A 25,915-nucleotide genomic window follows, 5' to 3' on the forward strand; every position below is an offset into this window, starting at 1 on the left:
AGTTTATAATTATATTATATAATCCAAAATGTTTTTATAATTATATATTGCAATTAAGTTTCAACATCATGCTCTTGATTAACATTTGCTTTATTAGAGTTTTAAATGTAAATTTACTATAGCAACATATATATTTTTTTAAACATTAAACTATTTTTTTAAGATTATAGGAGTGAAAAGTGTATGCACAAAAGAAATCTAACCAGAGAAAAGATTATTCAAGTTTCTTTTTGTCTAGCAGATGAAATTGGTATTAATCAACTTAATTTTCAAAAGATCGCTGAAAAATTGGATGTAAAATATCCTTCTTTGTATAATCACTTTAATAATATGGATGAACTTAAAATTGAAATGACGGTATATATGTTGAATGAGCTAAATCAAAAATTGATGCAGAGGCTGATTGGCAAGAGTGGTTATGATGCCATAAGAGAATATGCTAGTGTTTATAAAGAATTTGCTTTTGAAAATAAGACAGCTTATAAACTTTTTATCAGTATTCCTAGCACTAAAAATAATGAATTATTTAATTTGATGAGAAAAATAACTCATATTATTCATAAAATTTTAAAGTCTTACATTAAGGATGAAATTCTTTTGGTTCATAAAAGCCGAACTTTAAGAAGTCTCTTACATGGTTTTATTTCATTATATTCCTTTGGATATTTTCAAGGCGATGTGGATTTAGAAGATACCCTTAAATTCATGATAGATGACTTTATCTCGTCACTTAACAAATAACTCTTGTGAAAGGTAAGAAAATATAATATGAGTATACTTAACAAAACAAAGTGATTAAGCCACCTCCCCCTTTGTTATAGGATTTTAAGATTCTTGTATGACCAATATGCATTAACTATTTAAATAACTTGATTTTCAAGATCCAAATTTGTATATTTTTCTTAACATAAAAAGAGAGCTTACTTTGTGTAAACTCTCTTTAGTAAAATCATATATGGCTTTTAGTTAGAATTTTTTACGCCTATCTTTTTAAACATGCGAAAATAACCTAGAAAACCAACATATTCTGTCATTTACCTCTATTGCTGTTGTATTTTTACAACAAAATCATTTTGTACTTTTAAGGACAATCCCTTCCTTAAATCCCCCACGTTCTTCTCTTTTCTTGTCTCTAGCTTTTATAAGTTCTTCTTCACTAAACCCTAGGCTGTCAGCAAGTCCAAACAAAACTTCCATAATATCAGCTAATTCTTCTAGATTCTTATCTTCTAAAAATTCATTAACTTCTTCTTTTAGTTTTGCTTCTAAAAGCTCATACTTCTCTTCTTTAGTTGCGACGTCTATATCACATTCTCTTCCATCAGCTTTTATTATTTCTGGGATTTTATCTCTTACTAATTTATTATATACTTTCATTAATTCTCACTCTTTTCACAATTATCCACATTCCCGTATTTTAATATTTTTATTAAAAATCGTATTATCTAAATGAACTTTTCATCTATCTCTTTATATTTGTAGTATCAAATATTATGTCACATTTATTCTCAATGTCTAGTTCTGTAAAGTAATGTTCTTCTAGTGGAATCCATTTGTTTATGAAATCCTGAAGTTTTTCTTCACCATTACGTTTTAGAATTCGTTCATGCTGCACTTCTGAATCAATAGTTATAAAAATTTTATAATCATAATAATCCCTTAATGTAGGATGCAGACTATAGCTTCCTTCAACTATAGTTAAATTCTTAGGTTCTACTTTTATAGGCTGACTTAGCTCCCCTTTATTGCATAAATATTTTCTATATACAGCAGGCTCGTTGTTTTTTAGTGGCTTTAATATTTCTTCCTCAAATCTTTCGTAGTGAACATTTCCACCAGGTTCTGCTAGTCGTTCTTTTGTTTTCATTCTTGGAGGAAGGAAGAAATCATCCATATGAAAAAGGCTACAATCAAACTCTTCTGCAAGCATTGCTCCTAATGAACTCTTCCCCCCGCCACATCTTCCATCAATGGCTATTACTAATTTTTTATTATCTTTTAGTAAATTCTTAATTTCATCAAATACATATTTATATTCATTATAAATATGTGGTTTACGTTCTTTATTCATTATTTCCTCCAATATTTAAAGGCTTACTTTACATAAACTCCTGCTAAAAGCAGTGCTTTGTTAATTACTATACATGTTCTTATAGCTTTAATATTATTTTATTACTATAATATATTTGTTCACCATTTATGATTGATATTCCTCTAAATTTGTATCTTTTCTATAGATATTTATATATCTTATATTTTTCTAGCTTTCAATCTAATGCGCACATAATCTGCATACCATACTCCATTCTGATATAGAATAGGTTTTAAGCTTTTTACTGCTTCATCAATAATTTCATTTTTTAACGAATCATCCAAGCCTTTAAAAGGCTGTATAACAAAAATTTCAATCCAATTCTTCATTCCATTTTCGCTTATAAGTGCAGTTTTACGATCAAATAATGCTGCATATACTGTTTGTAGTCCATGCTTTTTAAGAATAGGAGTATATTCATCAATAGTTGGAAAATAGAATGTTCTCGTATAGTCTAATCCCCTTGCTTCAAAAACCTTTTGCAAAGTTGAATGAATTGTTTCTGTGCATCCGTATCCACCAAATTCACATACTAAGTTTCCATTTATTTTTAATCCATTATAAACACTCTCTAGCAATCCATCTTGATTATCAATCCAATGAAAAACTGCATTAGAAAATATCGCATCAACTTGTTCATTTAAAGTAAATTTCACTGCATCATCCTGTATAAATGTTAGTTCAGGATAATTTCTTTTTGCGATTTCCAGCATTTCTCCTGATGCATCCATACCAATTACGTCTGCCCCCATGTCCGAAATCTTTTTCGTTAATGCTCCATTACCACATCCAAGATCTAAGACTTTCATTCCTTTCTCAATATCTAACAAATTTAAAACATCTTCACCATATTGATGCACAAACTGAAAATTTTTTGTATACCCTTTAGCATTCCACTTAATATTCATAAAAACACCTCCATTTTAAATATACCTGACATTAAAAATAGTATATCAAAACAGATACCATAATTGAAATGCATATTAATTATACTTTATATAACTATGATTTATATAGGTAACCAAACTAAAATTTGAAGTCATGGATATAGCTCACCGAAATAAGGATTATGCTGTTGTTCCAGTTTCTAAGGAAATTATGATGGATGATTCTAAGATCACAAGTTGCGCCCAAGATGCTAGCCTCAAAGACGAGCGCTCACAGAGAAAGTTCGAAGAACGAAATATGAAATTTCGATTCTCACTTTTTGAACAAGCATACTTGGGACAACTTTTAATCTAAGAATCAGAGCCATCAAATTCCTAATGAAACATTTCATATTATGACCCTTGTGGTTACAAAAGCATAATTCTTATTTCTAGTTAGAATATATTTCATAATATAAACTTAACTTATGATTAATTTATCTATATAAAATTGTTGTACCACTCGTTATTTTTAAAAATTCTCCTACTTATATAATATAAACTTTAAAAATAATTCTTCATTATAATTATAAAAATATTGCAAAAATTTTAGTCGTAATTGTGAATTGCACATTGGAAATTATAACATTTATATATAAATTACCTAAGCAGAATTTTACATAAGGCTTTTAGGTTTTAATTTCCATCTATGATACATATATTTATTATATGAAACTGCTTTATTATTAGTTTATATAGATAAACAATTTAAAAATTCAGCTTATTAGATTAACACACCTACAAGACTGCTAAAACTTTAAGTTCATATCTCCACTAGAAATCATAAATATATTTGTGGAGAAAACATTTAAAAATAAGCTGTTAAAGGTTCTTGCTGTAGGTTGTTCCATTTTAGCTTGTGAAGTGAGAGTCCAAAATTTTATTTTGGGTTCTCGAACTTCCTCAGCGAATGTAATGAGTCGAGCTTCCCTAGGAAAGTTGGAGCATGCTAAAGTGGATACAACCTGCTGCTTAGAACCTTCAGCGATATTTTCATAGCTTTTCGGAATCAAAATATTTATGATTTCGGGAAGTTAACACATAAATCTAGTTTTATAGTTGGGTATCCATAACTTTATTTAAAGCAGTCATAGAATTTAAATTGGAGATGTATCTAAATTATGAATAACATGCTTTTAAGTCCTGAATTTTGGTTTATTATCGGTATTCCAATTACTTTTTTACTTGGTTCATTAGCTCACTTTGCATATGATTGGAGTGGTAAATCAGTTATAGTAGGTATCTTTACTCCTGTTAACGAAAGTATCTGGGAACATTTAAAACTTTCTACCTATCCTACTTTTATTTGGTATATACTAGGCATTTTAATATTTCGAGATAAAGTTAACTTGTATATCTGGGCCATATGCTCTGTCATTTCAGTTATTACTAGCTGTATTGTTATAACTTGCTTTTTCTATACCTACACAGGTGCTCTTGGAATACAATCATTATTTCTTGACATATTTTCATTATTTTTAGGACTTTCGATTGCTCAATGTTTATCTTTGCATATTTATAAATATGCAACATTAACTATGCTTCATTTTTATTTATCTATTATAATAGGTTCTTTAATAGTAATTTGCTTTACATTTTTTACTTTTCTTCCTCCTAAATTGCCGATTTTTATGGACCCCATTACTAAGCAGTATGGAATTCATTAAAATAAATCCGCTTTATATGGATCAGGTTAATTTTAAACGGAAACTTAATTAATAAACTTATGCTCAAACTCTGCTGCTTCCATAGGTTTTCCTATTAAATACCCTTGGATGAAATCACATTTAAGTTCGTTTAAGATTCTAAGCTGTTCTTTTGTTTCAATTCCTTCTGCAACAATTTTAATATCTAAACTATGCCCCATATTTATTATGGATTTGATAATAGTTAGATTTTTATAGTTTGTTTCCAAATTCATTATAAGGGATTTATCAATTTTTATTTTATCAATAGGCAATTTATTTACATAATTAAGAGATGAATAGCCTGTTCCAAAATCATCTAATGATATTTTTATTCCCATACTCTTAAATTGTTCCAATATGTTTATAATTGTTTCAAAATCCTCCATGGCCTCATCTTCAGTAACTTCTAGGTTCAGGTATTCAGGCGGCAGAGAATATGCCTCTAATATATTTTGAACGAGTGATACAAATTCAGGTTGCTTTAATTGAGAATAAGAGGTGTTTACTGATACACTAAATTCATGCGATCCAATTTCATTCCACTTTTTGCACTGTATACAAGCATTTTCTAACATCCAATTATCGATTGGTATTATTTCTCCTACACTTTTAGCTATAGGAATAAATTCTATAGGCGGAATAATTCTATCCCCTTGCTTCCATCTTATAAGCGCTTCTGAATTTAACACTTTCATTGACTTTAAATCCATAATAGGTTGATAATAAACCATAAATTCATTATTTGATAATGCTTTATTTAATTTCATCTTCATTTCTAATTTATCAATTGCTTTATGTTCCATTTTAGGTGAATATATAGCAAAGTCATAACCACCATTTTTCTTAACTTCATACATAGCTAAATCTGCATTGTTAATCAAAGTATCTGAATCTTCTCCATGCTCTTGGAATATACTTATTCCTATACTTGCTCCAAGAATTAAAGATTCTTCATTATAAGTAATTGGCTTTTTCAATTCATTTTGTATTCTTAGAGCGATTTCTTTAATGTATATATCAGACTCTACATTTTTCAATATAATTATAAACTCATCTCCACCAATTCTGCTAATTATATCCTGTGAACCTATAGAATCTTTCAATGTAGATGCTACTTTTTTAAGAACTTTGTCACCAACTTGATGTCCAAAATTATCATTTATATTTTTAAAATCATCTAAATCTATAAAAAGAATTGCAAATTTTTTATCTTTATTTTTTAATAGTTCATTAATATTTTCTAACATCATTTTTCTATTAGGAATTTCTGTGAGAGCATCATAATATACATAATGACGTATTTTTTCTTCTGCAAGTATCTTATCTTTTATTTGATCTACAAGTTTCGAATTTTTTCTTTCCAGTTTTAAAGTATATTTCTTTTCTATTTCTGCTATTCTCTTTCTTTCTGAAATATCATGTATCAAAATTACAATACCTAGTTTATCGTCATACTCATCATATATAACTGTACTTGATAATTCACATACAATGTATCCTTCATCTTTTTGTTGTAAATTAACCTCTACATTTCTCATATAACTATTTTCTATTATAGTATTAAAATCAATATTTTTATAAGATATTAAATCGCTGAACATCTTTCCTTCTAATTCTTTAAATTTATAATCTGTTATATTTGATGACGCTTCATTACAATTTTGGATTGCAAAATTCTCATCTAAAATAAATATTGGGTTCTTAACACTATTAAAAATGTATTCTGATAAATACTTCGAAGTAGTTAACATAAACCTGTGCTTACTTATTGCATAGCAAACACCACCCAAAGCTATAGTTCCACTCAAAACTGCTGAAGGAAAGACAAGAATTCCAAACATAGGTAAAATAATATCTGTTAATACCCCTATGGTAATACTTATAAAACATGTCCATAAAATAATTTTATTTTGCTTTCTTATCCTATTCTTTTTTGAATATCTCCCTCTATTAAATAGCATTACAAGACCTGATACATAAAAAATTATAGAACATATGCTGTATGCAATTTGACCAAATAAATTTGGAGCCACATCAATCCATCCATAAGGTCTTCTAATCATAGCTGAAGATGGTTCAACTATAATATTTAGCATAAATAATAATACTGCAGGAACGTGGGCTAAAATTATTATAATCCGATTGTATTTACTTTCTTTCTCATTATTTAATACAAATGCAAAATACAGCCAATAACCAGAAAAAAAACAATAACCAAAAATTGAAACAGCCCTCCAAAAAAAGGCTATATTAATATTTTCACAAGTCAGCATCATTGCATATCCAAATGCCCAAACAGCACAACACATGCTTAAATTTAAAAATATTTGATTAGCTTTTGATTTTTTGTCCATCCTGTATCCGTAAATACCTATAAACGAATAAAAAACGCAACATAACATTAATGAAATAAATAAACTAATATAAATAAAACCACCTCCGGCATAAAATATTTTAATAGATTTTTACTTTATATAATTATTGAGAAACTATAACTTAAATTTTATACGTTTCTAATAAATAATTTCATATTTCAACATTTTCTGTCATTATATCATTTTATTCTTAATTTCATAAATATTCAAGTTCTGTAAATCTATACACAATAAAAATATTCATCTTTTTACCAATAATTTTCATTTGCATACATAAGCTTCTACTAATGATTAGACTTTTTATTAGTGCATATATAAGTTCTAAATGATACACTCGCAGCTTATAAGACTATCTAACTTGCATCATCTAGTAGTTAAGGTAGGCTTTTATGAATTATACTTTTAAGAATATATTATATTCTTAAAATAAGATTACAATACATTAGATACAATAAATATAGAGGATTCCGATTTTTATAAACTTCAGCATCCTCTATTACTAATTCCATTTCTTAAATAGTATTATTTATCTTCTCAAATATATTTCACATTTTTTATTAGTGACTTGAAAACTCTCGTGAGTTTTTCCTAAACTCTGTTGGAGTCATACCCTTTTTAGCCAAAAATTGTTTTATAAAATATGTATCATATTCAAAGCCAGTGGCACGTGCAATTTCGTTTAAGCTCATATCAGTATGAGTCAATAGACTCTCAGAAACCTTTAAGCGGTACGCTAGTAAGTAGGCCATTGCTGTGCAACCACATATATCCTGAAAACTTTTATTTAGTGACACACGATTCAAATGAGCACATCTTGTTAAATCTTCCAATGTTATTTTATCAGAATAGTTTATATGTATATATTCTAAAACCAAATTAACAGGTGATTCTTCGCTATGGTGGTTTAGCTCTTCAATCAATCCAAGTATTTGTATTAAGTATTTTTTTATTCTACACACCCAAAGCGAGTCACTTTGTGCATATACTTCTGTTCCCATAATAAAAAACCACTCATATAATTTCAAATATATTTTCTCATCTACAGCATATACCCTAGTATGAATTTTATCTTTTCCAAAAAGTAAAAGACCAGTTTTTATTTTTAGATTAGTTGACAGATATCCAGTATTTTCTGAGAAATGAGCTGTATTAAAAAAATCTGGATGGAAACAAAATGATTGCGAAGATACATCTTGTTTTTCAAGAACTTGTATTTTATCCTCCATCGATAAACAAAGAATACTTGGAGCGACAATTTTTGCAGGGCGACCATTTAGTTGTAAATTCAGGCTTCCACTCGTAATAAAAGTTATAGTTAAACGCTCCTTATAAGGAAGACTTACAAAGTTTTCATTTGCAATAAATTCTATATATACAGTTCTATTCTTGTGACGATCCATTTGTGGCATAAGCATTCCTCCATTGGGTACATTAAAATAAATAATAAATTTAAATTACCATTTATATTTTCATTAATCAATAGCAAAATCTAAGACAAATGCTAAAAAAATCCCCATATCAAAAGTCGACGGCTCCACAGTCGCCTTTGAGATTTTGTTCTTGTTCTTTTACAAATAGTATAGTTAAAAGCTTCATTTATGACATTGTATCATATTTTCTAAATGGTAGACTATTATTAAGAATTAAAGAAAGTTATGCAAAATAAGTTTATTAATAACTTACTGTTCATAACTTATATGAAAGGAGAATTATTATGTCTATTAAAAAATTCAATATCCAAGTATCTGATGAGGTACTTAATGATTTAAAATACAGATTGGATCATATACGCTGGCCTGAACAGTTAGAAAACTCAAGTTGGGAACGAGGCACTAATATAAATTATTTAAAATCACTTGTTTCATATTGGAAGGATGAGTTTGACTGGCGTGCACAAGAAAAAGAATTAAACCGTTTTTCTCATTTTCGCTGTAATGTGGATGGGATAGATATTCACTTTATACACGAAAAAGGTAAAGGACCTAACCCTACCCCTATTATACTTACTCATGGATGGCCTGACAGTTTCATACGCTATCAAAAGATCATCACACTCCTTACTGACCCTGCAAGTTATGGTGGTGATCCTAATGATTCTTTTGATGTAATTATCCCTTCACTACCTGGTTTTGGTTTTTCTAGTGCTTCAAAACATAGTGGTATGAATAATTATCGTGTTTCTGAGCTTTGGGCAAAGCTAATGACTGAAAAACTTGGCTACAGTAAGTTTGCTGCTGCAGGTGGAGATATGGGTTCAGGTGTTACAAGATACTTAGCATTAAACCATCCAGAACTTCTAATAGGAATCCATCTAACTGATATTGGAATTATCAGAGATCTTATGATATCAGATGATACAGAGCTTTCAAAAGATGAATTGAATTATAAGAAAATTGCTTCAGAATGGATTTCAAATGAGGGAGGTTATATGTCTATTCAATCTACAAAACCTCAAACCATTGCCTATGGACTTTCTGACTCACCTGTGGGCCTAGCTGCATGGATCATAGAAAAATTTCTCAATTGGAGTGATTGTAATGGGGATTTTAATAAAATCTTTACAAAAGATGAACTTCTCACTAATATAATGATCTATTGGTTCACAAATACCATAGGCTCATCAGCAAACGCATATTATGAAAATACACATTCATTGCCACCAATGGGACACATAGATGTGCCAACAGGCATGGCTTTATTCCCAGCTGATGTATTGCTACCACCAAAAGAATGGGCTATGCGCAATCTAAATATCACCCGCTGGACTACAATGCCTAAAGGAGGACATTTTACGGCTATGGAAGATCCTGAACATTTTGCTGAAGAAATTCGTACATTCTTTAGAACTTATAGATAAGCCTAAACTTATTTAATTTTTCTATTGCTAAACCTCCCCTTATTCAATGATCACAAATGCTAATAAAATAGCTACTATTTTAAATATTAACATCGTGAATAGTAGCTATTTTATATACTTAACCTTATTTTTTCCAAAACTTCAGTAATTTAATACTTATCTTATCCGTCTTTATTGGCCTCTCCTCTAACCTAGTATTAACTAAAGAATAAACCACTGGAACAACTACGAATGTAAGGAAAGTAGCTGATGCAAGTCCAAATATTATGGTTACAGACATAGGTTCAAATAACGCACTTTTTGAAAATGCAAGTGGTATAAGACCTGTAATAGTTGCTACAGAACTTAGTATTATCGGCCTGAATCTTTGACTTACAGCATGCAAGCATGCTTCATCTATAGAAAGACCTTCTTTTCTTCCTTCAATTATATATTCCACAAGCAGAATACCATTTCTTATAACTACTCCAATTAAACTTATTATTCCCATTACAGCAGTTAAAGATAGCTGCATCTTAAATATGAGAAGCCCCGCTGTTACTCCTATTAATGATAGTGGAAGTGCACACATTATTATAAGTGGCTGTACAAAAGATTTAAATTGAACAAATAAAATCACATAAATTATTAGTATACACATAGCTGCAGCTATACCCAGACTTGTAAAATTCAAATCTATTTGATGTTTCTCACCATCATAAATAACATTTACGCCGTCTATATCCATCTTATTTATTTCCGGACTTAATGCATTTTCTACGGTAACAGCATTATAACCAGTTTTTATATCGCTATATACTGTTACAGTTTTATCTTTCTTATAATGTTTTATTTGGTCTATCTGTGAATCAAGTTTTATAGTTGCTACTTCTGATAACAATACCTTGTTTTTTGCAAGGCTGGATTTCACTTGTAAATTTTTTAAATCTTCAACTGATGTAGCATTACTTTTAACTAGTATATCGTAATCACTTCCATTTTTTCTGTATACAGAAGCAGCATATCCTCTTATAGCAATGCTTATCTGCTTTTCTATATCAGATTTTAATAAACCATGCTGTACTGCCTTAGTACTATCTATATCTACTTCATATTGATAAGTCTTTTTTGCTGCATCATCTCTTACATTTGTAGTTCCTGGAATACCATTTAATTTTTCTTGTATTTGATCTGAAGCCGCATAAAGCTTATCTAAATCATCTCCTGTAAGTCTTATACGAATAGGTGCACCTGTTGGCATTGCTTGTTCCAAGAGTTTTACTGTTGCAGTACCTCCGGATATTTTACTATCTATTTGACTTTGTAAATACTCAGCTAATTCTTGTCTTGTACTGAACTTTTTGGTTTTATTTAGGTCTATGTTCATCATAATTTGAGCTTTATCTTTTGCTGGTGCAAGAGGAGGTATAGTAATATAAAATTTAGGTACAGCACCACCTATGGCTGAAGTATAACTTGTAACATCTTCATCTGATTTTACTATATCTTCAACTTGTTTTACTAAATCACTCGTACTGTCGATATTATCCACTTTTTCATTAGCAATGTCTATATAAAGAATATCTTTATCTGCATAAGGAAAGAACTTCGTTCCTATTGAATTTAACAAACCTATGGATACTGCAAATAAACATAAACATATTATAATAATCTTTATTTTATTCTTAAGTCCGTAAGTTAAAAGTTTATGGAAAAACCTTTTGACTATACTTTCCTTCTCAACTTTTTTACTTTTTCTAAAAAATACAGATGCCATAGCAGGAGTTACAAACAGCGCTGATAAGTAAGAACATGCAATACATATCATTACTACCTGAGGCAAAGTTCTTAAAAATTCTCCTGCTCCACCAGGTATATTTAAAAGTGGTGAAAAAGCACCAATAATAATCAATGTTGATGTAAATACAGGCACAAATAATTTTTTAATACCATGAAAAGCAGCTTCATCTCCAGACATGCCTTCATCAACACCTACCTGCACAACATCGCCTATTACAATGGCATCATCTACTAATATTCCAAGAGCTATAATAAGTGCTGTGGTAGACATTTCCTGGACTTTAATACCAAGAGCATTCATAGCAATAAATGACATAGCTATAGATATCGGAATTACTGCTGATACTACCATTGCATTTCTAAATCCCATTCCTATTAAAACGGTTATAACTACCAGAATTACACCATCTCTAAGGTTCTCCATAAAGAAAGAAACTGATTCATCTACAGCCTTAGGCTGAAAAGTAACTTGATCTATTTTCAAATCTGGTGGTAATTGTTTTTTTATCTCATCTAACTTTTTTGTTATATCCTTACCTATTAAAACTATATTTTTATTATCTTGAAAGTAACCGACAATTAATACGGAATTTTCTCCATTAGCAGTAAATTTATAATTTGAATCATCATCATACCCCATATAAACCTTTGCTATATCTTTAATCCTAATAGTTTGTCCAGTGTCAGTTGAAACATTTACCACTGTATCTTCTATCTCCTTAAGAGATGTAAAACTTCCAGGTGTCTCAACTTTTATTTTTCCTTCTTTTAAATTTAAAGACCCTGATGGAATATCTATATTTTGAGCTTTTAATACTCCACATATGTCTTCAAAAGAAATTGAATATTTGTTTATCTTATTTAAATCAACCTCCACTTTTACCTGATTATCTTGTTTACCCTTTATATCAAATCTTGAAATACCATTAACATTGCTTAGCTGCTTCTCTATATCATCTGCATAATTTCCCAATTGTTCATATGAATAATTATCTCCTGATACACTTAAAATCATACCGGCAGTCTCTGTAAGTTTCGTATTTATCTCACTATCTTGACATCCATCTGGGAGATCTGATTTTAGATCTTTTACCTTATCTCTCATATCACGCCATGCTTTCTCTTTATCAGCATCATTAGTTAAGAAAACAACAACTATTGAAGCATTATTTACAGAGTAAGACTCACAATAATCATAACCATCTATTTCTTCAACTTTTTCTTCAACTTTTTTTGAAACTAAACTTTCTATATCACTAGGAGAACCTCCTGGATAAATTGTTGTAATCATTGCTGCTGGAGATGAAACATCTGGCATTTCCTGCTTAGGAACAATATAATAGCAATAACATCCACTTAAAATAGCTATAGTTATTAAGAATATTACTATTTTTTTATTTTTTATAGCCGCTTTAATCAATCCCATAATTCATCCCCCTTTATTCTGCTGAAACCTGATATCCAGCTTTTATATTTTTCATACCTTCAGTAATAAGGTTTTCTCCAACTTCTAATCCCTCTATGCATACTTCATTTTCATTTGTATCTCCTAAAGTTACATTTTTCCTAACAGCACGTCCATCTTCCACTGTATAAACATAATCTTGTCCATCATTCAAAATGCTGGTAATTGGAATCCATATGCCACTCTTTTCTCCATTATCAATATAAACTTTCACAGATTGGCCTACGTAATATTTATCATTATCTATTGGATTTAAAATTTTGATTTCTGCACTGTAAGTTCCACTTTGTTTATCAGGTGCTTGAACTATATTCATAATTTCTCCATCAGTAGTAGTGTCATCTATTTTAACTTCTGCTTTTGTTCCTACCTGTATTTTCTTTACATCATCATCAGATATTCCTGCAGTAACCACTTGATTGTCACTTCTAACTAAAATTACTGGATACCCAGCTTGTTGCATTTCTCCTTCTTTACAAAGGACATCTACTACATAACCATCTTCATCTGCTACAAGAGATGCATCTTGAACTAAATTAACCTTTGAATCATAATTAGCTTTTGCAGCATTTACCTGTGCCAATGCTGCTTGCTTATCCTCTTCCCTTGTTCCATTTTGAAGCTGTGTCAATGTTTCCTTTGCTGCATTTAACTGGCTTTCACTACCATCTAATTTAATTTTAAGATCGTTAACCTGCTGCTGTGTAGCTGCCTTTATTTGAAATAAATTAACGGTTTTATCATATAAATCCTTGCAGTAATTATACTCATCCTGAGCATTTTTTACTGCTATCTGAGCTTTATTTATATCCTCGGCTTGTGCTCCATTCACTGCTTTATCATATTGTGCTTGTGCTGCATCCATTTGAGCTTTTGCAGCATTTTCTGCCAAATTTAAGTCACTTTTATCTAAATCAACCAGGGTATCTCCTTTTTTCACCTGTTGACCTTTTACAACATATATTTTTGAAATTTTAGCTGGACTTTTGAAGGAAAGCTTTCTTACTTCACTTCCTCCTGTTATACCCTCATATTCTAAATCACTTGAATGGCTTTGATTTTGAAGTTCTACTGTTTTTACTGGATAAGTTTTTGCATCTACTTTTTTATCATTTTTACTGCATCCACTTAATATTGTAAAATTTAAAATTACCAAACAAATAGCTATTATCTTCTTATTCATATATCCTCCTTATATTCACCATATCGTACATGAAACATGATATTTATTGAGTTCATTTTCCTGAATAATTTTTATTTATTGAAAAAATTTATTAGTTACTTAATATCCATGGCTTTTGAATACTATCTCTCAAGTTATTATGAATATAAATAAGTTTTCTTAAAGCAGTATCCAATTCTTCACTTGCTATAACTTGTTTGTCATAATCATTTTGAAGCATTAAGCCCATATCTACTTGAGCTTTTGCAAATCTAAGTTTAGTATTTGTTGAATTAACCTGTTCCTTTAAGTTATCTATTTTATTTTCAATATCAAGAAGCGTTGAATAATTTTGTTTTAATATATTTTTAAGATTCTTTTTTGTATCATCTAACTTAACTTTTGATTCATCATAACTGTATTTACCATCTAGGTAAGCTTCATAATTCTTAAGATCTGCATAATACTTTAATTCTTTTTGTTCATATGCTATTAACGACAAAGCAAGCCCACCAGAATCTAATGTAGAATTACCATTGGCATCAGTTGTAACATAATCGGATTGTTTAGGTGCTATTGGTATCTCTTTATTCATAATGTCTTTTATTCCTTCATCCTTCAAATCTTTCAGATAGTCCTTAGTTAAATCTAATATTTTATCATCATATTCAAAATAGCTGTTAAGCTTATCATCTATATACTCCTCAACTGAACCATCTATTTTAAATTTTTCATAATCCATATCATAATCAAGTATGTAAGTATTCTTTAAATCTAAATCAGTTAACACTTTGAAATAATCTTTAGCATCACTTAAGGCATTTTCCTTTGCTGTTATGTCATCTTGTAATGATTTTAATTCAACCTCAGCATCAGTAACTTGGTTTTCGGTTGCCATTCCGAGCGACAGCTTTCCTTTTAAATAAGTTAAATCATTTTTATTTAATTCCAAGTTTCTTTTTAATTTATCTATATCAATTTGCTTTAAAATCATATCATTATATTTGTTGATAATATCACTCGATATTTGATCCTCCATGAAATCTCTTGATTGTTTTGTCTGCTTTTCCTGCAGTTCAAGTTTATCGTAAGGATAATCATATACATCACTAGAGTAATTATCTTCTGCTAAGGATTTATTGAAATCAGTGCTTTTTTCTTGAAGATCCTCTTTATTTCGATAATAGGTTATTTGTTTCAATTTTAAAGCAAACTTATCACTATTACTTATTGCCGCGTTTATTGCATCAGTTAATTTTAGAACTCTCTTATCTACATCATCATGTGTACCTTGTCCGATACTTACGTTTTCCCCCCTATTAGTATGATTTTGCGCTTGTCTTGAGATATTTTCACTTTCGGTAGATGTAGATTCTGTTGCAAATACTGGTGCAGTGCTACTATTTATAATACTTACTAAAATTCCAACAGCAATCAGATTTTTTATATTTCGTCTCATTAATATCCACCTCTTCATTATCAAAATATTTAAATACAGTTTTTATATTCTACACATGTATACAAACTTTACAGGTGTACAACAAATACTATATACTGTTGTATGAGGGTTATCAAGAAACAATAACCTTAATCTATATAGTTAATCTGCACAATTACATATGTGTAGATTATTTCCTTAGGAGGAACTTATGACTAATAATAAAACTCTTGATTTAAGAATAAGAAGGACACATAAATTATTATTTGATGCTTTAACACTTTTACTTTCTGAAAAAAGCTTCGATAATATAACAATTACTGATATCTGTGAGAAGGCAATGGTCCATCGAACTACCTTCTATAAACATTTTGAAGATAAATATCATTTGCTTGATTCTTTAATTAGTCAATTAGTCCAAAACTTTGAAGAAAAAAGCACTGAACAGACTCCAGTTGATAATCCAAGGCAATACTATGTAAATTTATTTAGACTTCTATTAGAACATATGCAAGAAAATATAAAGATGTATTCAGTCGGCCTATTAAATAATGGTTCCACAATAAAAGTACTTCAAAAAATAGTAGTCGGACGTACAAAATCTAGATTGGAAAGTGACGAAGCTAATGGACTAATATTTTTAATCCCTGCGCCAATTCTTTCAGAATTTTATTCTTCTTCAATGGTTAGTTTGGCCATTTGGTGGCTTGAAAATAATATGCCTCTAAGTATTGATGAAATGGTTAAATATGGGGATATGTTGATTGACAAATTAGATACAACTGATAAATAGACAGGAATTCCATCTGCTAAAACAAGATCTTATTTCTTAAATGAAGCTTCATCTATTGTACAAGGCTAAAAAATCTCAAATTAATTTAATCTTTAAACCTATATGTTTACCCATTTGGGTCTTCAATTATAAGAACATCAATTTAAATTCTAGGAGGTTTTAGTTATGGAATATATTTTACTTAAATTTGAAATTACTAAATAGCTAAAATTCCAAAGCAAAAAATAAGCTGCTTCTTTATCTTATTCCTTTTACCCTTCATTAATAAAAGCGTTCTAGTCTATTAAAAGTGCTTAACACCTTATAGAACTAGAACGCTAATTAGTAACTTATGCTATTATTCTATATTTCCGTACTTATCCTTTGCAAGCTCAATAAATTCTTTTAAAGCTTGAGATACATACCGATTTTTTTGGTATCCAATACCTAATGTGCCATGAGTTTTGTTGTACTTCAGATGATAAAGATTAACTCCAGTAATTGTACTCTTATCGAATATTAGATCTTTATTATTCATTAGAGTTCTTGGGTAAAAAGTAATTCCCATTCCCTTAACTGAAAGCGCCAGTACTGTTTCAATGCTTTCTGTCTCCAATATAATATTAGGTTTTATTTCTTTTTCATTAAACATTTCATCTGCAATAATTCTAACTCTATTTTTAGCATTAACCATTAGAAATGGGCAATCTTTTAGTAATGTAATATCCATATCTTTTTCAAGTTTTTGTTTTACTTCCTTATAATTGTTAGGAAAATATTTTACTAATATATTATCTGGAACAACCATAAGAACTTCTTCATTACAAAGCGGAACCATCTCTACATTCTCAACATTAAAAGGTAACATTCCTATTATTAAATCTACGTCACCTTTTAATAACGCAGCATCTAGTTCCTTTGAGTTTCCTTCAAGTAAATGTAGATTAATATTAGGAAACTTTTCATTATAATAAGGAAGAATTTCTGGCAAAAAGGCTCGTCCTCTTGTATGTGAAGCTCCAATAAACAGATCTCCACATTTGAAATCTTTAATATCTGCCAATTCTTTTACTGACTGCTCTTTTAAATCTAAAATTCTTGCGGCATTTTTCACTAAACTTTTCCCCGCTGGTGTCAATGTTAATGGCACTGTCCGATTAAATAATTCAACCCCCAAATCATTCTCCAATTTTGAAATATGAGAACTTAATGACTGTTGAGAAATAAACAATTTTTTTGCCGCTTTTGTAAAATTCAGCTCTTCTGCTGCTGTTAAAAAATACTCTAAATTAAGAAAATTCATCATAACGTAACACTACTCTACCTTGTATTTAATATAAATATATTTCATATCCTGTTTCTATTGCTAATTCTACATAATTACTTATCATCAAACGTCTTTACTTTCCTACTATACTATCTTTAACTATATTAGTTCATATTCTAAAATATTCTATCTCTTAAAGCTTTTTTAGGAATCATCACGTTTAATTACTCTTCTATTTTATCATATACTTCTTTTCCCTTACAATCCAGAGTTTTCCCTATAAATTTATTTAATTCAGTATCCTCCGGTAGAGCTTTTAATTCATAAATAATTCTTTATATATTATATATTTTAGAAAAACAAATTTCTGTTTTAGCAATTAGCCTTTCGTTCTCTAGCGCCTCGTTTTAAATATCATCTCTAAGTCATATTCTTTGCTTAAAGATTCTTATATACTTCTGCTAAATGCTTTGTTAACTTTGTATTTTCTCTATAATCAACCTGACAATCAATAATTACTGGCACATCTTGCTTAAAGGCTTCCTCTAAAATTGGTATTAAGTTTTCTGATTTTTCCACTCTATATCCTTTTGCATACATACTTTCGGCCATTTTAACAAAATCTGGATTTGTGAATTCTACATAGCAGCTCTTACCGTACTGATCCTCTTGTTTCCATTTTATTAACCCGTAATTTCTATCGTTAAAAATTAAAACGACAATCGGAGTACCTATACGAAGTGCTGTTTCTATTTCCTGATTATTCATCATAAAACCGCCATCACCAACAATTGCTAAAACTTTCTTACTAGGATTTATTAATTTTGCTGCAATTGCACCTGGAACTCCTATTCCCATTGTTGCAAAACCATTAGAAATTATACAGGTGTTTGGCTCATAACAGTTATAGTGCCTTGCAATCCACATCTTATGTGCCCCAACATCTGAAACCACAATGTCATGGGGTCCCATAACTTTTCTGACATCACTTAAAATTTTCTGAGGTTTCATTGGAAAACTTTCATCATCTGCATAGATTTGATGTTCATTAACCATTTTTTCTTTGATTTTTAGTGCGTCAACTGGCTCTTTTTTTCTAGATGTTCTTCTCATTATATTATATAAAGCATCTGAAATATCACCAACTACTTCAACTATTGGCTGATAAAGCTTATTGATGTGTGATGGTCTGGTGTCGACATGAACAATCTTAGTATCTCCATTTACATTCCATTTTGCTGGTGCATATTCTACAATATCATAACCAATTGTAACTACTAAATCAGCATCCTCAATAACTTTATTTACATAATCTTTCTGTGGAATTCCTATTGTCCACATTGAATATAAATTATCAAAAGGAATTATTCCTTTTGCCATCATAGTATTTATAACCGGAATTTTCAAATTACTTGCGAATTCTGTAACTGCTTTTGCAGCATTATTCCGAATAGCTCCACTTCCAGCTAAGATAACTGGATTTCTTGCTTTAAATATCTCACTTGCAGCTTCCTCTATTGATGCTAAGGCTGCATATTCTTTTGGTGGAATTTTCTTTTCTAATGGTTTTTCACAAATACTTACAGGCATCTTTGAAATATTTACAGGTAAATCGATATGACAGGCTCCAGGTTTTTCGCTTTCAGCATACTTGAAAGCGATTCTTACAATTTCATTTACTGTATCTGGTCTAACAATTTGCTTACTTCTCTTAGTAATTGGTTCAAACATTTTACAAAGATCTAAAAATTGATGCGATGTTATATGCATTCTTTCAGTTCCAACCTGTCCAGTAATTGCAACTACAGGGGCACCATCGCTATGTGCATCTGCTACTCCTGTTACTAAATTGGTTGCCCCTGGACCAAGTGTTGATAAGCATACTCCTGCTTTACCTGTTAACCGTCCATATAAATCAGCCATAAATGCAGCCCCTTGTTCATGACGAGTCGTAATAAACTTAATACTTGACCCTTCAATAGCATTCATTACTTCTAAGTTTTCTTCTCCTGGAATTCCAAAAATATATTCTACTCCTTCTGCTTCCAAGCATTTAACTAACAGCTGTGCTGTATTTAATTGAACCTTTTCATTTTTTTCTGTCCCCATAATAAACATCCTCTAATCTATATATTTTAGTATTATGCTTAATGCATTAATATTTTCTCAAACATCATACTTCAATTAAAAATGTTTTTCCAACAACTTTTTTCCTATTTAATTACAATAAAATGGTTGTGATTAAATGAGGAAAATCAAATAATTTATTTAACAACTGTTTTGTTGTAGTTCTACAATAAAAAATTTGTTTGAATGATGTTTAGAATAATGATAGAATGATTTTGGTAAATATATTTAATTTTAAATAAATTCTTGAAAAAATTTTATTTTTTATGTAAAATTATAATTAAATAGTAAGACAATGGAGTCATTTATTAAAATGGCTCTTTTTTTATATTTATTCTTTTTAATTTACAGATGTTAATAAAAAACTTAATATAAGAATTATTTTAAGGGGGAATAGTTTGTTGATTACTCCAGATTATAATCCAATTTTAGAATCTTTTATTTAAGGACTTCTATATAATCTACAAATAGAAAAAGACAGATTACTTTACCATAAGCATAATAACCTGTCTTAAATTTATTTTATTTTACTTTAATTTAATTAAATCAATCCATTCTTTTGTAGAAATTCTACAGCAACATCTTTAGGATCTTTTTTTAATTCATCTACTTCATAGTTTAATTCGCTCATTACATCATTATTAAGTAAATCTCCTACTTCCTCTACAAGCGGTTGTATTTCAGGATATTTCTTTAATGTCTCAGCTCGTACAACTGGAACCGCATAATATGGAGGGAAGAAGTTTTTATCATCTTTTAAAACACTTAAATCATATTTTTTTAATAATCCATCTGTTGAAAATGCATCTATAACATCACTTTCTTTATTCATTAATGCCGCATACCTAGGACTACCATCTATGCCTACAGTATTCTTAAAATTCAAATTATATTTTTTAGCTAAACCTACTAATCCATCTTCTCTATTAAGAAATTCTAAGGTTGTAGTTGCAGTAATGTCACTTGAAACTTTAGATAGGTCACTTATTGTTTTAAGATTATATTTTTTAGCAGTTTCTTTCGTTACGGCAAGTGTATAGGTATTATTAAATCCCATTTGTTTTAACACTTCTATATTATACTTATCTTTAAAATCTTTTTTTACTGTATTATAAACTTCTTCTACATCTGATATTGGTTTATACTTTAATTCATCTCCATAGGCTGTACCCGTATAATCTACAGACATATCAACATCTCCATTTTGCATAGCTGAAAATATAACCTGAGTACCACCTAATGCAAATTTACGATTAACTGAAATATCTGTTTTTCTTTCGATAAGCTCTGATAATATATTTCCTAAAATCTCTTGTTCAGTGAAATCTTTGCTACCAATTGTAATAACTTTTTTATTAGAAATCTTTTGAGATAATCCACTTACTGCAAAAATCCCAATAAGTACACATGCAGTAGCTGTTAATATACCCTTTTGTATTTTTCTAGCTCTTATTTTTGCTGCTTTGGATTTATTATTAGCTTTTTGCAAACTGATTGGCGTAACAAGTTTTTCTACAATACTAAATAATCCATCTACCAATAAGGCTAATATACATGCAGGGATTGCTCCTGCTAAAATTTGATAATTGTTAACAGTTCTTATACCAGAAAAGACTAAATATCCTAGACCACCGCCACCAATGAAGGCTGCCATGGTCATAAGTCCTACAGCTGTAACTGCTGAAATTCTTATTCCTGACATTATTACAGGCAGCGCTAATGGAATTTGAACCTTAACTAAAACTTGAAATTTAGTAAGTCCTATTCCCTTAGAAGCCTCTAGCATATCTGGATTAATATTATCAATTCCTGTTGTTGTATTTTTTATTATTGGCAATAATGAGTATAGTACCACCATTACAATTGCTGGTGGTGTACCTATTCCTAAAAACGGTATTGCAAATCCTAGTAACGCCATACTTGGAATTGCTTGTACAACACTAGCTATTCCTAAGATTGGCTTGTTTAGTTTTTTCACATAGCTTGTAAGAATTCCTAGTGGCATACCAATTATTATAGCTATCCCAACTGATAATGCTGTAAGCTTAATGTGTTCAAGCAGTAATGTAATTATCTGATCTTTTGATGTAAATACATAATTCAAAAATTCGTTCATACTAATTCACCTCTTCCATATCTAAAAACTGACTACTTAGAGTTGTTACCAAGCTACTTTTGGTAATTATACCTTTTAAAACTCCAAAGTCATCAAGAACAGGCACTTGTCCTATTTTATGTTCCTTTACAAGTTCAAGAATATCTATAATTGAATCATCAGGCTGTACGCTTATAAATTTATTATTCATTATATCTTCTACAGGAATATTTCTATCAGTTTTATTTTGAATCTGCTTTGCTGTAATAATTCCTAAAAGATAACTTTCTCTATCTATAACCATTAAACTATCAACTTTTGAACTTCTCATTTTTTCAATACATCTTAAAAGTGATGCATTTTTAAAACAAACAACAGGATGGTCAATCATTATATCCTTAGCTCTTATAAATTCTGGTGAAGACCATATTCTATTCTTTCCTATAAATTCACTTACAAAATCGTTTATAGGATTTTTAAGTATATTTTCAGGCGTATCATATTGCACAATCTCACCTTTATTCATTATGCAAATCTTATCTGCTATTTTTATTGCTTCATCCATATCATGAGTTACAAAAACAATAGTTCTTTTTAATTTACTTTGTAAATCAATTAACTCTTCTTGAAGCTGAACTCTAGTGATTGGGTCCAAAGCACTAAAAGGCTCGTCCATTAAAATTATTTCTGGATTAGTAGCAAAGGCTCTTGCAACTCCTACTCTCTGCTGCTGCCCACCACTAAGTTCTGTTGGATATCTATCTAAAAAGTCATTGCTATTTAATCCAACCATATCCATAAGTTCAAGAGTTCTTTTTTCTATACTTGCTTTGTTTAACTTTTCAACTTTAGGAATCATCTCAATATTTTCTCTAATTGTAAGATGCGGAAACAATCCTGTCTGCTGTATTACATATCCAATATTTCGTCTAAGTTTTATCACATCTTTTGATGCAATATCTTCTCCATTAATGAAAATCTTACCTGACGTTGGCTTAATTAACCTATTTATCATTTTTAAGGTTGTGGTCTTTCCACATCCACTTGATCCTATAATAGCAACAAGCTCTCCTCTATTTATCTTTAGTGTAATATCCTTGAGTATTGTTTTGTTTTTAAAATCTTTGCGAATATTTTTAAATTCTATCAAAAATTCCACTCCCTTTCTGTTAACAACTTTATATCTATGTACAAGTTGTTACTTTTTATAGTTTTAGTAACAACTTAATTGTAATATAAGGTTGTTACTTTTGTCAAATTTGAACTTTTTTGCTTTTTGTGTTATAGCTTCACGTTGAAAATCTGAGATACTACAAAGAGCGAAATTAGATAAATATTGATAAACTCTTGAATCATAACATTCAATAAGCATTGGAAGTGAGCTGTTATATATTTAATTTTGATTTGGATTAAGATTTTTCACGCTAAAATTATAACGGGTAATATATTAACCATTTTTATAATCTAAATGGTTAATATATTACCCGTTATAAATTAATTCAGAGATATATTATGGATATAAGAATTTATTTACTCTCTCATAGCAGCTTTCATCACCGACAAAATAAAAAATATCATTATCACGTAACACAGCATATGGTCCTGGCGACATTTCTAGGCATCCATTTCTTTTGATACATACAATTGTTGCAGAGGTATTATGCCAAAAATTAATTTCAGCTACATTTTTATCTATGTATGGGGTTTCCTTAGTTATACGTATTTCAAATGGTATGAATGGATTTATAGACTTAAATCTATCAGTTCTATCTAACAAATCAATTATTTGTTCTCTTAATAGATCATTTTCTTTTTTCTGCTCTTCTAATTTATCTAATATATCATTTCTTAAATCATTAACCGTCTTAACATCATTATACTGCTTGATAAATTTCATAGCATTTTCAGTTGATTTTATTATTACACCACTGCCCTTATTGGCATCTACAATATCCACATCTGCAAGTATTGCTATAGCTCTTCTAGCCGTTTCTGCTGAAACTCCATATTGACTTGCAAGTACAGAACGCGCATATATTTTTTCACCAACTTGATAATGTCCACTTGCTATTTTCGAAGCAATATCTGTGGCAATCTGCTGATAAACAGGACTAACTATTCTTATTTTTTTTTCCATCTTTTCTTCTATCCTCTTATTAAAATTAGATTTAAATACCTTTGAAAATATTACGGAATACTTTCAAAGGTATTTTATCATATATTTTTATTTTCTGCTATTCTTCTTAATTTATCATAACCTAACTTCATATAATTTATAAAATACTGAGAATCAAAACCTTATAAATTAAAGCCTAAATAAATAACAAAAAATTTTCAGAACTACATTATTAAGTTTTATTTAAAAGTCCTAAATTCATACCCTTGGCTCTTTAAATAATCTATTATTCCTGGTAATGATTTAGCTGTTTCTTCTTTACCATATGTGTCATGCATTAATAGTACTACTTTTGTCTTGTTTCCAACAGTCTTCTTAACCTCTTCTGTTAATTGATCTGCATTTTTATGAGGACCTTCTGCATCTTTTGATAATGCATTCCAATCTACATAATGATAATCTTTTTCCTTCATTATTTTATCTACTTCTCCAGTATTTTTCCAAGACATATGTCCCCCTGGAAATCTAATAGCCCTTGTAGAAAAATCTTCTCCTAACACTTTCTTTAAAGACTCATTAGTTTTATTAATCTCCGACATGAAGTTATTTGTGTTGACACTTCCATTAGGATATAAGTACTTGTAATTATGTGAATACGAATGATTTCCTATAGCATGTCCTTCTTCAACTTCCTGCTTTAACAAATTTTTATTAGCTTCACTTTGATCTATTGCTTTTCCAAGAACAAAAAAAGTTGCTTTTACATTTTCGTCCTTAAGAGTCTTTAATATTGATGGAGTATTAGTTTCAGATGGTCCGTCATCAAAAGATAAGTAAACGACTTTTTTACCATCAGTATCTTCAATTTTCTGCCCTTTCGCTTGTTGAGTTAAAAATTTCTCTACAGATGCAACATCATCAACATTAGAATCACTTTGTACTTCGGCGTTTGTATCATCTTCTTTGGTTTTATTAGCTTCATCATCTTGCTTTGACACAACAGCCTCATTAGATGCAAGCGCTTGTACATTTTTATCCTTTGAAAAAAATTTATCATCTATTATAGATGTAGCCAAACCTCCTAATGCCACAATTATAATAGTTAAAATTAATATTCTCTTTCTTCGTATGCGAACATTTCTGTTATATCTGCTATATCTGTAATTGTTTCTCATTTCCTTATCCCCTCGTATTTCTTAGTATATTTATTGCAAAAATAATTCTTCATCATAATTCTAAAAATATCACAAAAATTTTAGCTGTAATTATAAGCTATGAACTGTGCATTGTGAATTGCAACATATATAATATCTTTCCATAATTATCATTTAACTACTAAAAATTATACCTCATTATATGAGAAAATTGTATCATATAACAATAATCGCCAAAATATTTTTTATTTCGTGCAAAAACCAACACTTCAATAACTCATATCAATATTTTAATTTAAAATACTTAATTATTTGTAACAAAAATATTACAATTTATTAACTTGGTTATTTGCCGTAATATATTGCAAGAATTTTAACAGTAATTGTGAAATCTATTGTAAATTTCACCATATAGATATTCAAAACAAAGCTTAGACTTGTGCAATAACTTACCGAGAGGAAAGGTACTCTGTTGTTTCGGTTACTGAGAATATGCTGAGGCTTTCTAGCATCATAAGTTGCACCATTTCAGCATGTTCCCGAGCAAGCTCGTGACAAGCAAAACAGGAACAAATTTGTATCTAATTTCTAGTATAATTTAC

At 29.6% G+C, this 25,915-nt stretch carries 18 protein-coding genes; 4 read left to right on the plus strand and 14 right to left on the minus strand.

Annotated features, from left to right (window positions below; genetic code table 11):
• Positions 1-183 precede the first annotated feature (183 nt).
• Complete coding sequence (locus L3B96_RS08525) at positions 184-741, plus strand: TetR/AcrR family transcriptional regulator (RefSeq protein WP_238860290.1); 558 nt, start codon at positions 184-186, stop codon at positions 739-741.
• A gap of 327 nt (positions 742-1,068) precedes the next feature.
• Here the strand turns inward: L3B96_RS08525 and L3B96_RS08530 are convergent, their stop codons facing one another.
• The 3 genes from L3B96_RS08530 to L3B96_RS08540 all read right to left on the minus strand — a co-directional run bounded on the left by L3B96_RS08530 (position 1,069) and on the right by L3B96_RS08540 (position 3,000).
• On the minus strand, positions 1,069-1,377 hold the full coding sequence (locus tag L3B96_RS08530; RefSeq protein WP_238860292.1) for a nucleoside triphosphate pyrophosphohydrolase: 309 nt from the start codon (positions 1,375-1,377) through the stop codon (positions 1,069-1,071).
• Between the two features lie 85 nt (positions 1,378-1,462).
• On the minus strand, positions 1,463-2,071 hold the full coding sequence (locus L3B96_RS08535; protein ID WP_238860294.1) for a uridine kinase: 609 nt from the start codon (positions 2,069-2,071) through the stop codon (positions 1,463-1,465).
• Positions 2,072-2,250: 179 nt separating this feature from the next.
• A complete protein-coding gene (locus L3B96_RS08540; protein WP_238860296.1) occupies positions 2,251-3,000 on the minus strand; it encodes a class I SAM-dependent methyltransferase in 750 nt (249 codons plus the stop codon).
• A 1,139-nt stretch (positions 3,001-4,139) separates the two neighbouring features.
• Here L3B96_RS08540 and L3B96_RS08545 point away from each other — a divergent pair.
• A complete protein-coding gene (locus tag L3B96_RS08545; protein ID WP_238860298.1) occupies positions 4,140-4,685 on the plus strand; it encodes a DUF6512 family protein in 546 nt (181 codons plus the stop codon).
• 44 nt (positions 4,686-4,729) lie between these two features.
• Here L3B96_RS08545 and L3B96_RS08550 read toward each other — a convergent pair whose 3' ends face one another.
• Both L3B96_RS08550 and L3B96_RS08555 read right to left on the minus strand, forming a co-directional pair.
• Positions 4,730-7,108 (minus strand): EAL domain-containing protein, encoded by a 2,379-nt coding sequence (locus L3B96_RS08550; RefSeq protein ID WP_238860300.1) that lies wholly within the window; start codon positions 7,106-7,108, stop codon positions 4,730-4,732.
• A 530-nt stretch (positions 7,109-7,638) separates the two neighbouring features.
• Positions 7,639-8,490, minus strand: coding sequence for an AraC family transcriptional regulator (locus L3B96_RS08555; protein WP_238860302.1), 852 nt, complete (start codon positions 8,488-8,490; stop codon positions 7,639-7,641).
• 305 nt (positions 8,491-8,795) lie between these two features.
• Here L3B96_RS08555 and L3B96_RS08560 point away from each other — a divergent pair, with 305 nt between their 5' ends.
• Entirely contained in the window at positions 8,796-9,938 is a 1,143-nt protein-coding gene (locus L3B96_RS08560) for an epoxide hydrolase family protein (RefSeq protein WP_238860304.1), read from the plus strand.
• 124 nt (positions 9,939-10,062) lie between these two features.
• Here L3B96_RS08560 and L3B96_RS08565 read toward each other — a convergent pair whose 3' ends face one another.
• From L3B96_RS08565 to L3B96_RS08575, 3 genes are all read right to left on the minus strand, one after another.
• Positions 10,063-13,143, minus strand: a complete 3,081-nt coding sequence (locus L3B96_RS08565) for an efflux RND transporter permease subunit (protein ID WP_238860306.1) — start codon at positions 13,141-13,143, stop codon at positions 10,063-10,065.
• A 13-nt stretch (positions 13,144-13,156) separates the two neighbouring features.
• Positions 13,157-14,365, minus strand: coding sequence for a biotin/lipoyl-binding protein (locus tag L3B96_RS08570; protein WP_238860308.1), 1,209 nt, complete (start codon positions 14,363-14,365; stop codon positions 13,157-13,159).
• Between the two features lie 91 nt (positions 14,366-14,456).
• Positions 14,457-15,803 (minus strand): TolC family protein, encoded by a 1,347-nt coding sequence (locus L3B96_RS08575; RefSeq protein ID WP_238860309.1) that lies wholly within the window; start codon positions 15,801-15,803, stop codon positions 14,457-14,459.
• Positions 15,804-15,993: 190 nt separating this feature from the next.
• Here L3B96_RS08575 and L3B96_RS08580 point away from each other — a divergent pair, with 190 nt between their 5' ends.
• Positions 15,994-16,575 (plus strand): TetR/AcrR family transcriptional regulator, encoded by a 582-nt coding sequence (locus L3B96_RS08580; RefSeq protein ID WP_077856203.1) that lies wholly within the window; start codon positions 15,994-15,996, stop codon positions 16,573-16,575.
• Positions 16,576-16,912: 337 nt separating this feature from the next.
• Here L3B96_RS08580 and L3B96_RS08585 read toward each other — a convergent pair whose 3' ends face one another.
• From L3B96_RS08585 to L3B96_RS08610, 6 genes are all read right to left on the minus strand, one after another.
• Positions 16,913-17,860, minus strand: a complete 948-nt coding sequence (locus L3B96_RS08585; RefSeq protein ID WP_238860311.1) for a LysR family transcriptional regulator — start codon at positions 17,858-17,860, stop codon at positions 16,913-16,915.
• Between the two features lie 399 nt (positions 17,861-18,259).
• Entirely contained in the window at positions 18,260-19,930 is a 1,671-nt protein-coding gene (locus L3B96_RS08590; RefSeq protein WP_238860313.1) for an acetolactate synthase large subunit, read from the minus strand.
• A gap of 559 nt (positions 19,931-20,489) precedes the next feature.
• The gene (locus tag L3B96_RS08595; RefSeq protein ID WP_238860315.1) at positions 20,490-22,064 is read right to left on the minus strand and encodes a glycine betaine ABC transporter substrate-binding protein; all 1,575 of its coding nucleotides are present in this window, start codon (positions 22,062-22,064) and stop codon (positions 20,490-20,492) included.
• 1 nt (position 22,065) lies between these two features.
• Positions 22,066-23,193, minus strand: a complete 1,128-nt coding sequence (locus L3B96_RS08600; protein WP_238860317.1) for an ABC transporter ATP-binding protein — start codon at positions 23,191-23,193, stop codon at positions 22,066-22,068.
• A 360-nt stretch (positions 23,194-23,553) separates the two neighbouring features.
• Positions 23,554-24,180 carry a GntR family transcriptional regulator gene (locus L3B96_RS08605; RefSeq protein WP_017212945.1) on the minus strand — a complete coding sequence of 209 codons (627 nt, stop codon included), beginning with the start codon at positions 24,178-24,180 and terminating at the stop codon, positions 23,554-23,556.
• Positions 24,181-24,398: 218 nt separating this feature from the next.
• Positions 24,399-25,334: a polysaccharide deacetylase family protein gene (locus L3B96_RS08610; RefSeq protein WP_238860319.1), complete on the minus strand. Its 936-nt coding sequence runs from the start codon at positions 25,332-25,334 to the stop codon at positions 24,399-24,401.
• Between the last annotated feature and the right edge of the window lie 581 nt (positions 25,335-25,915).

Source organism: Clostridium sp. YIM B02569 (assembly GCF_022320765.1).
Lineage (GTDB): Bacteria > Bacillota > Clostridia > Clostridiales > Clostridiaceae > Clostridium > Clostridium beijerinckii.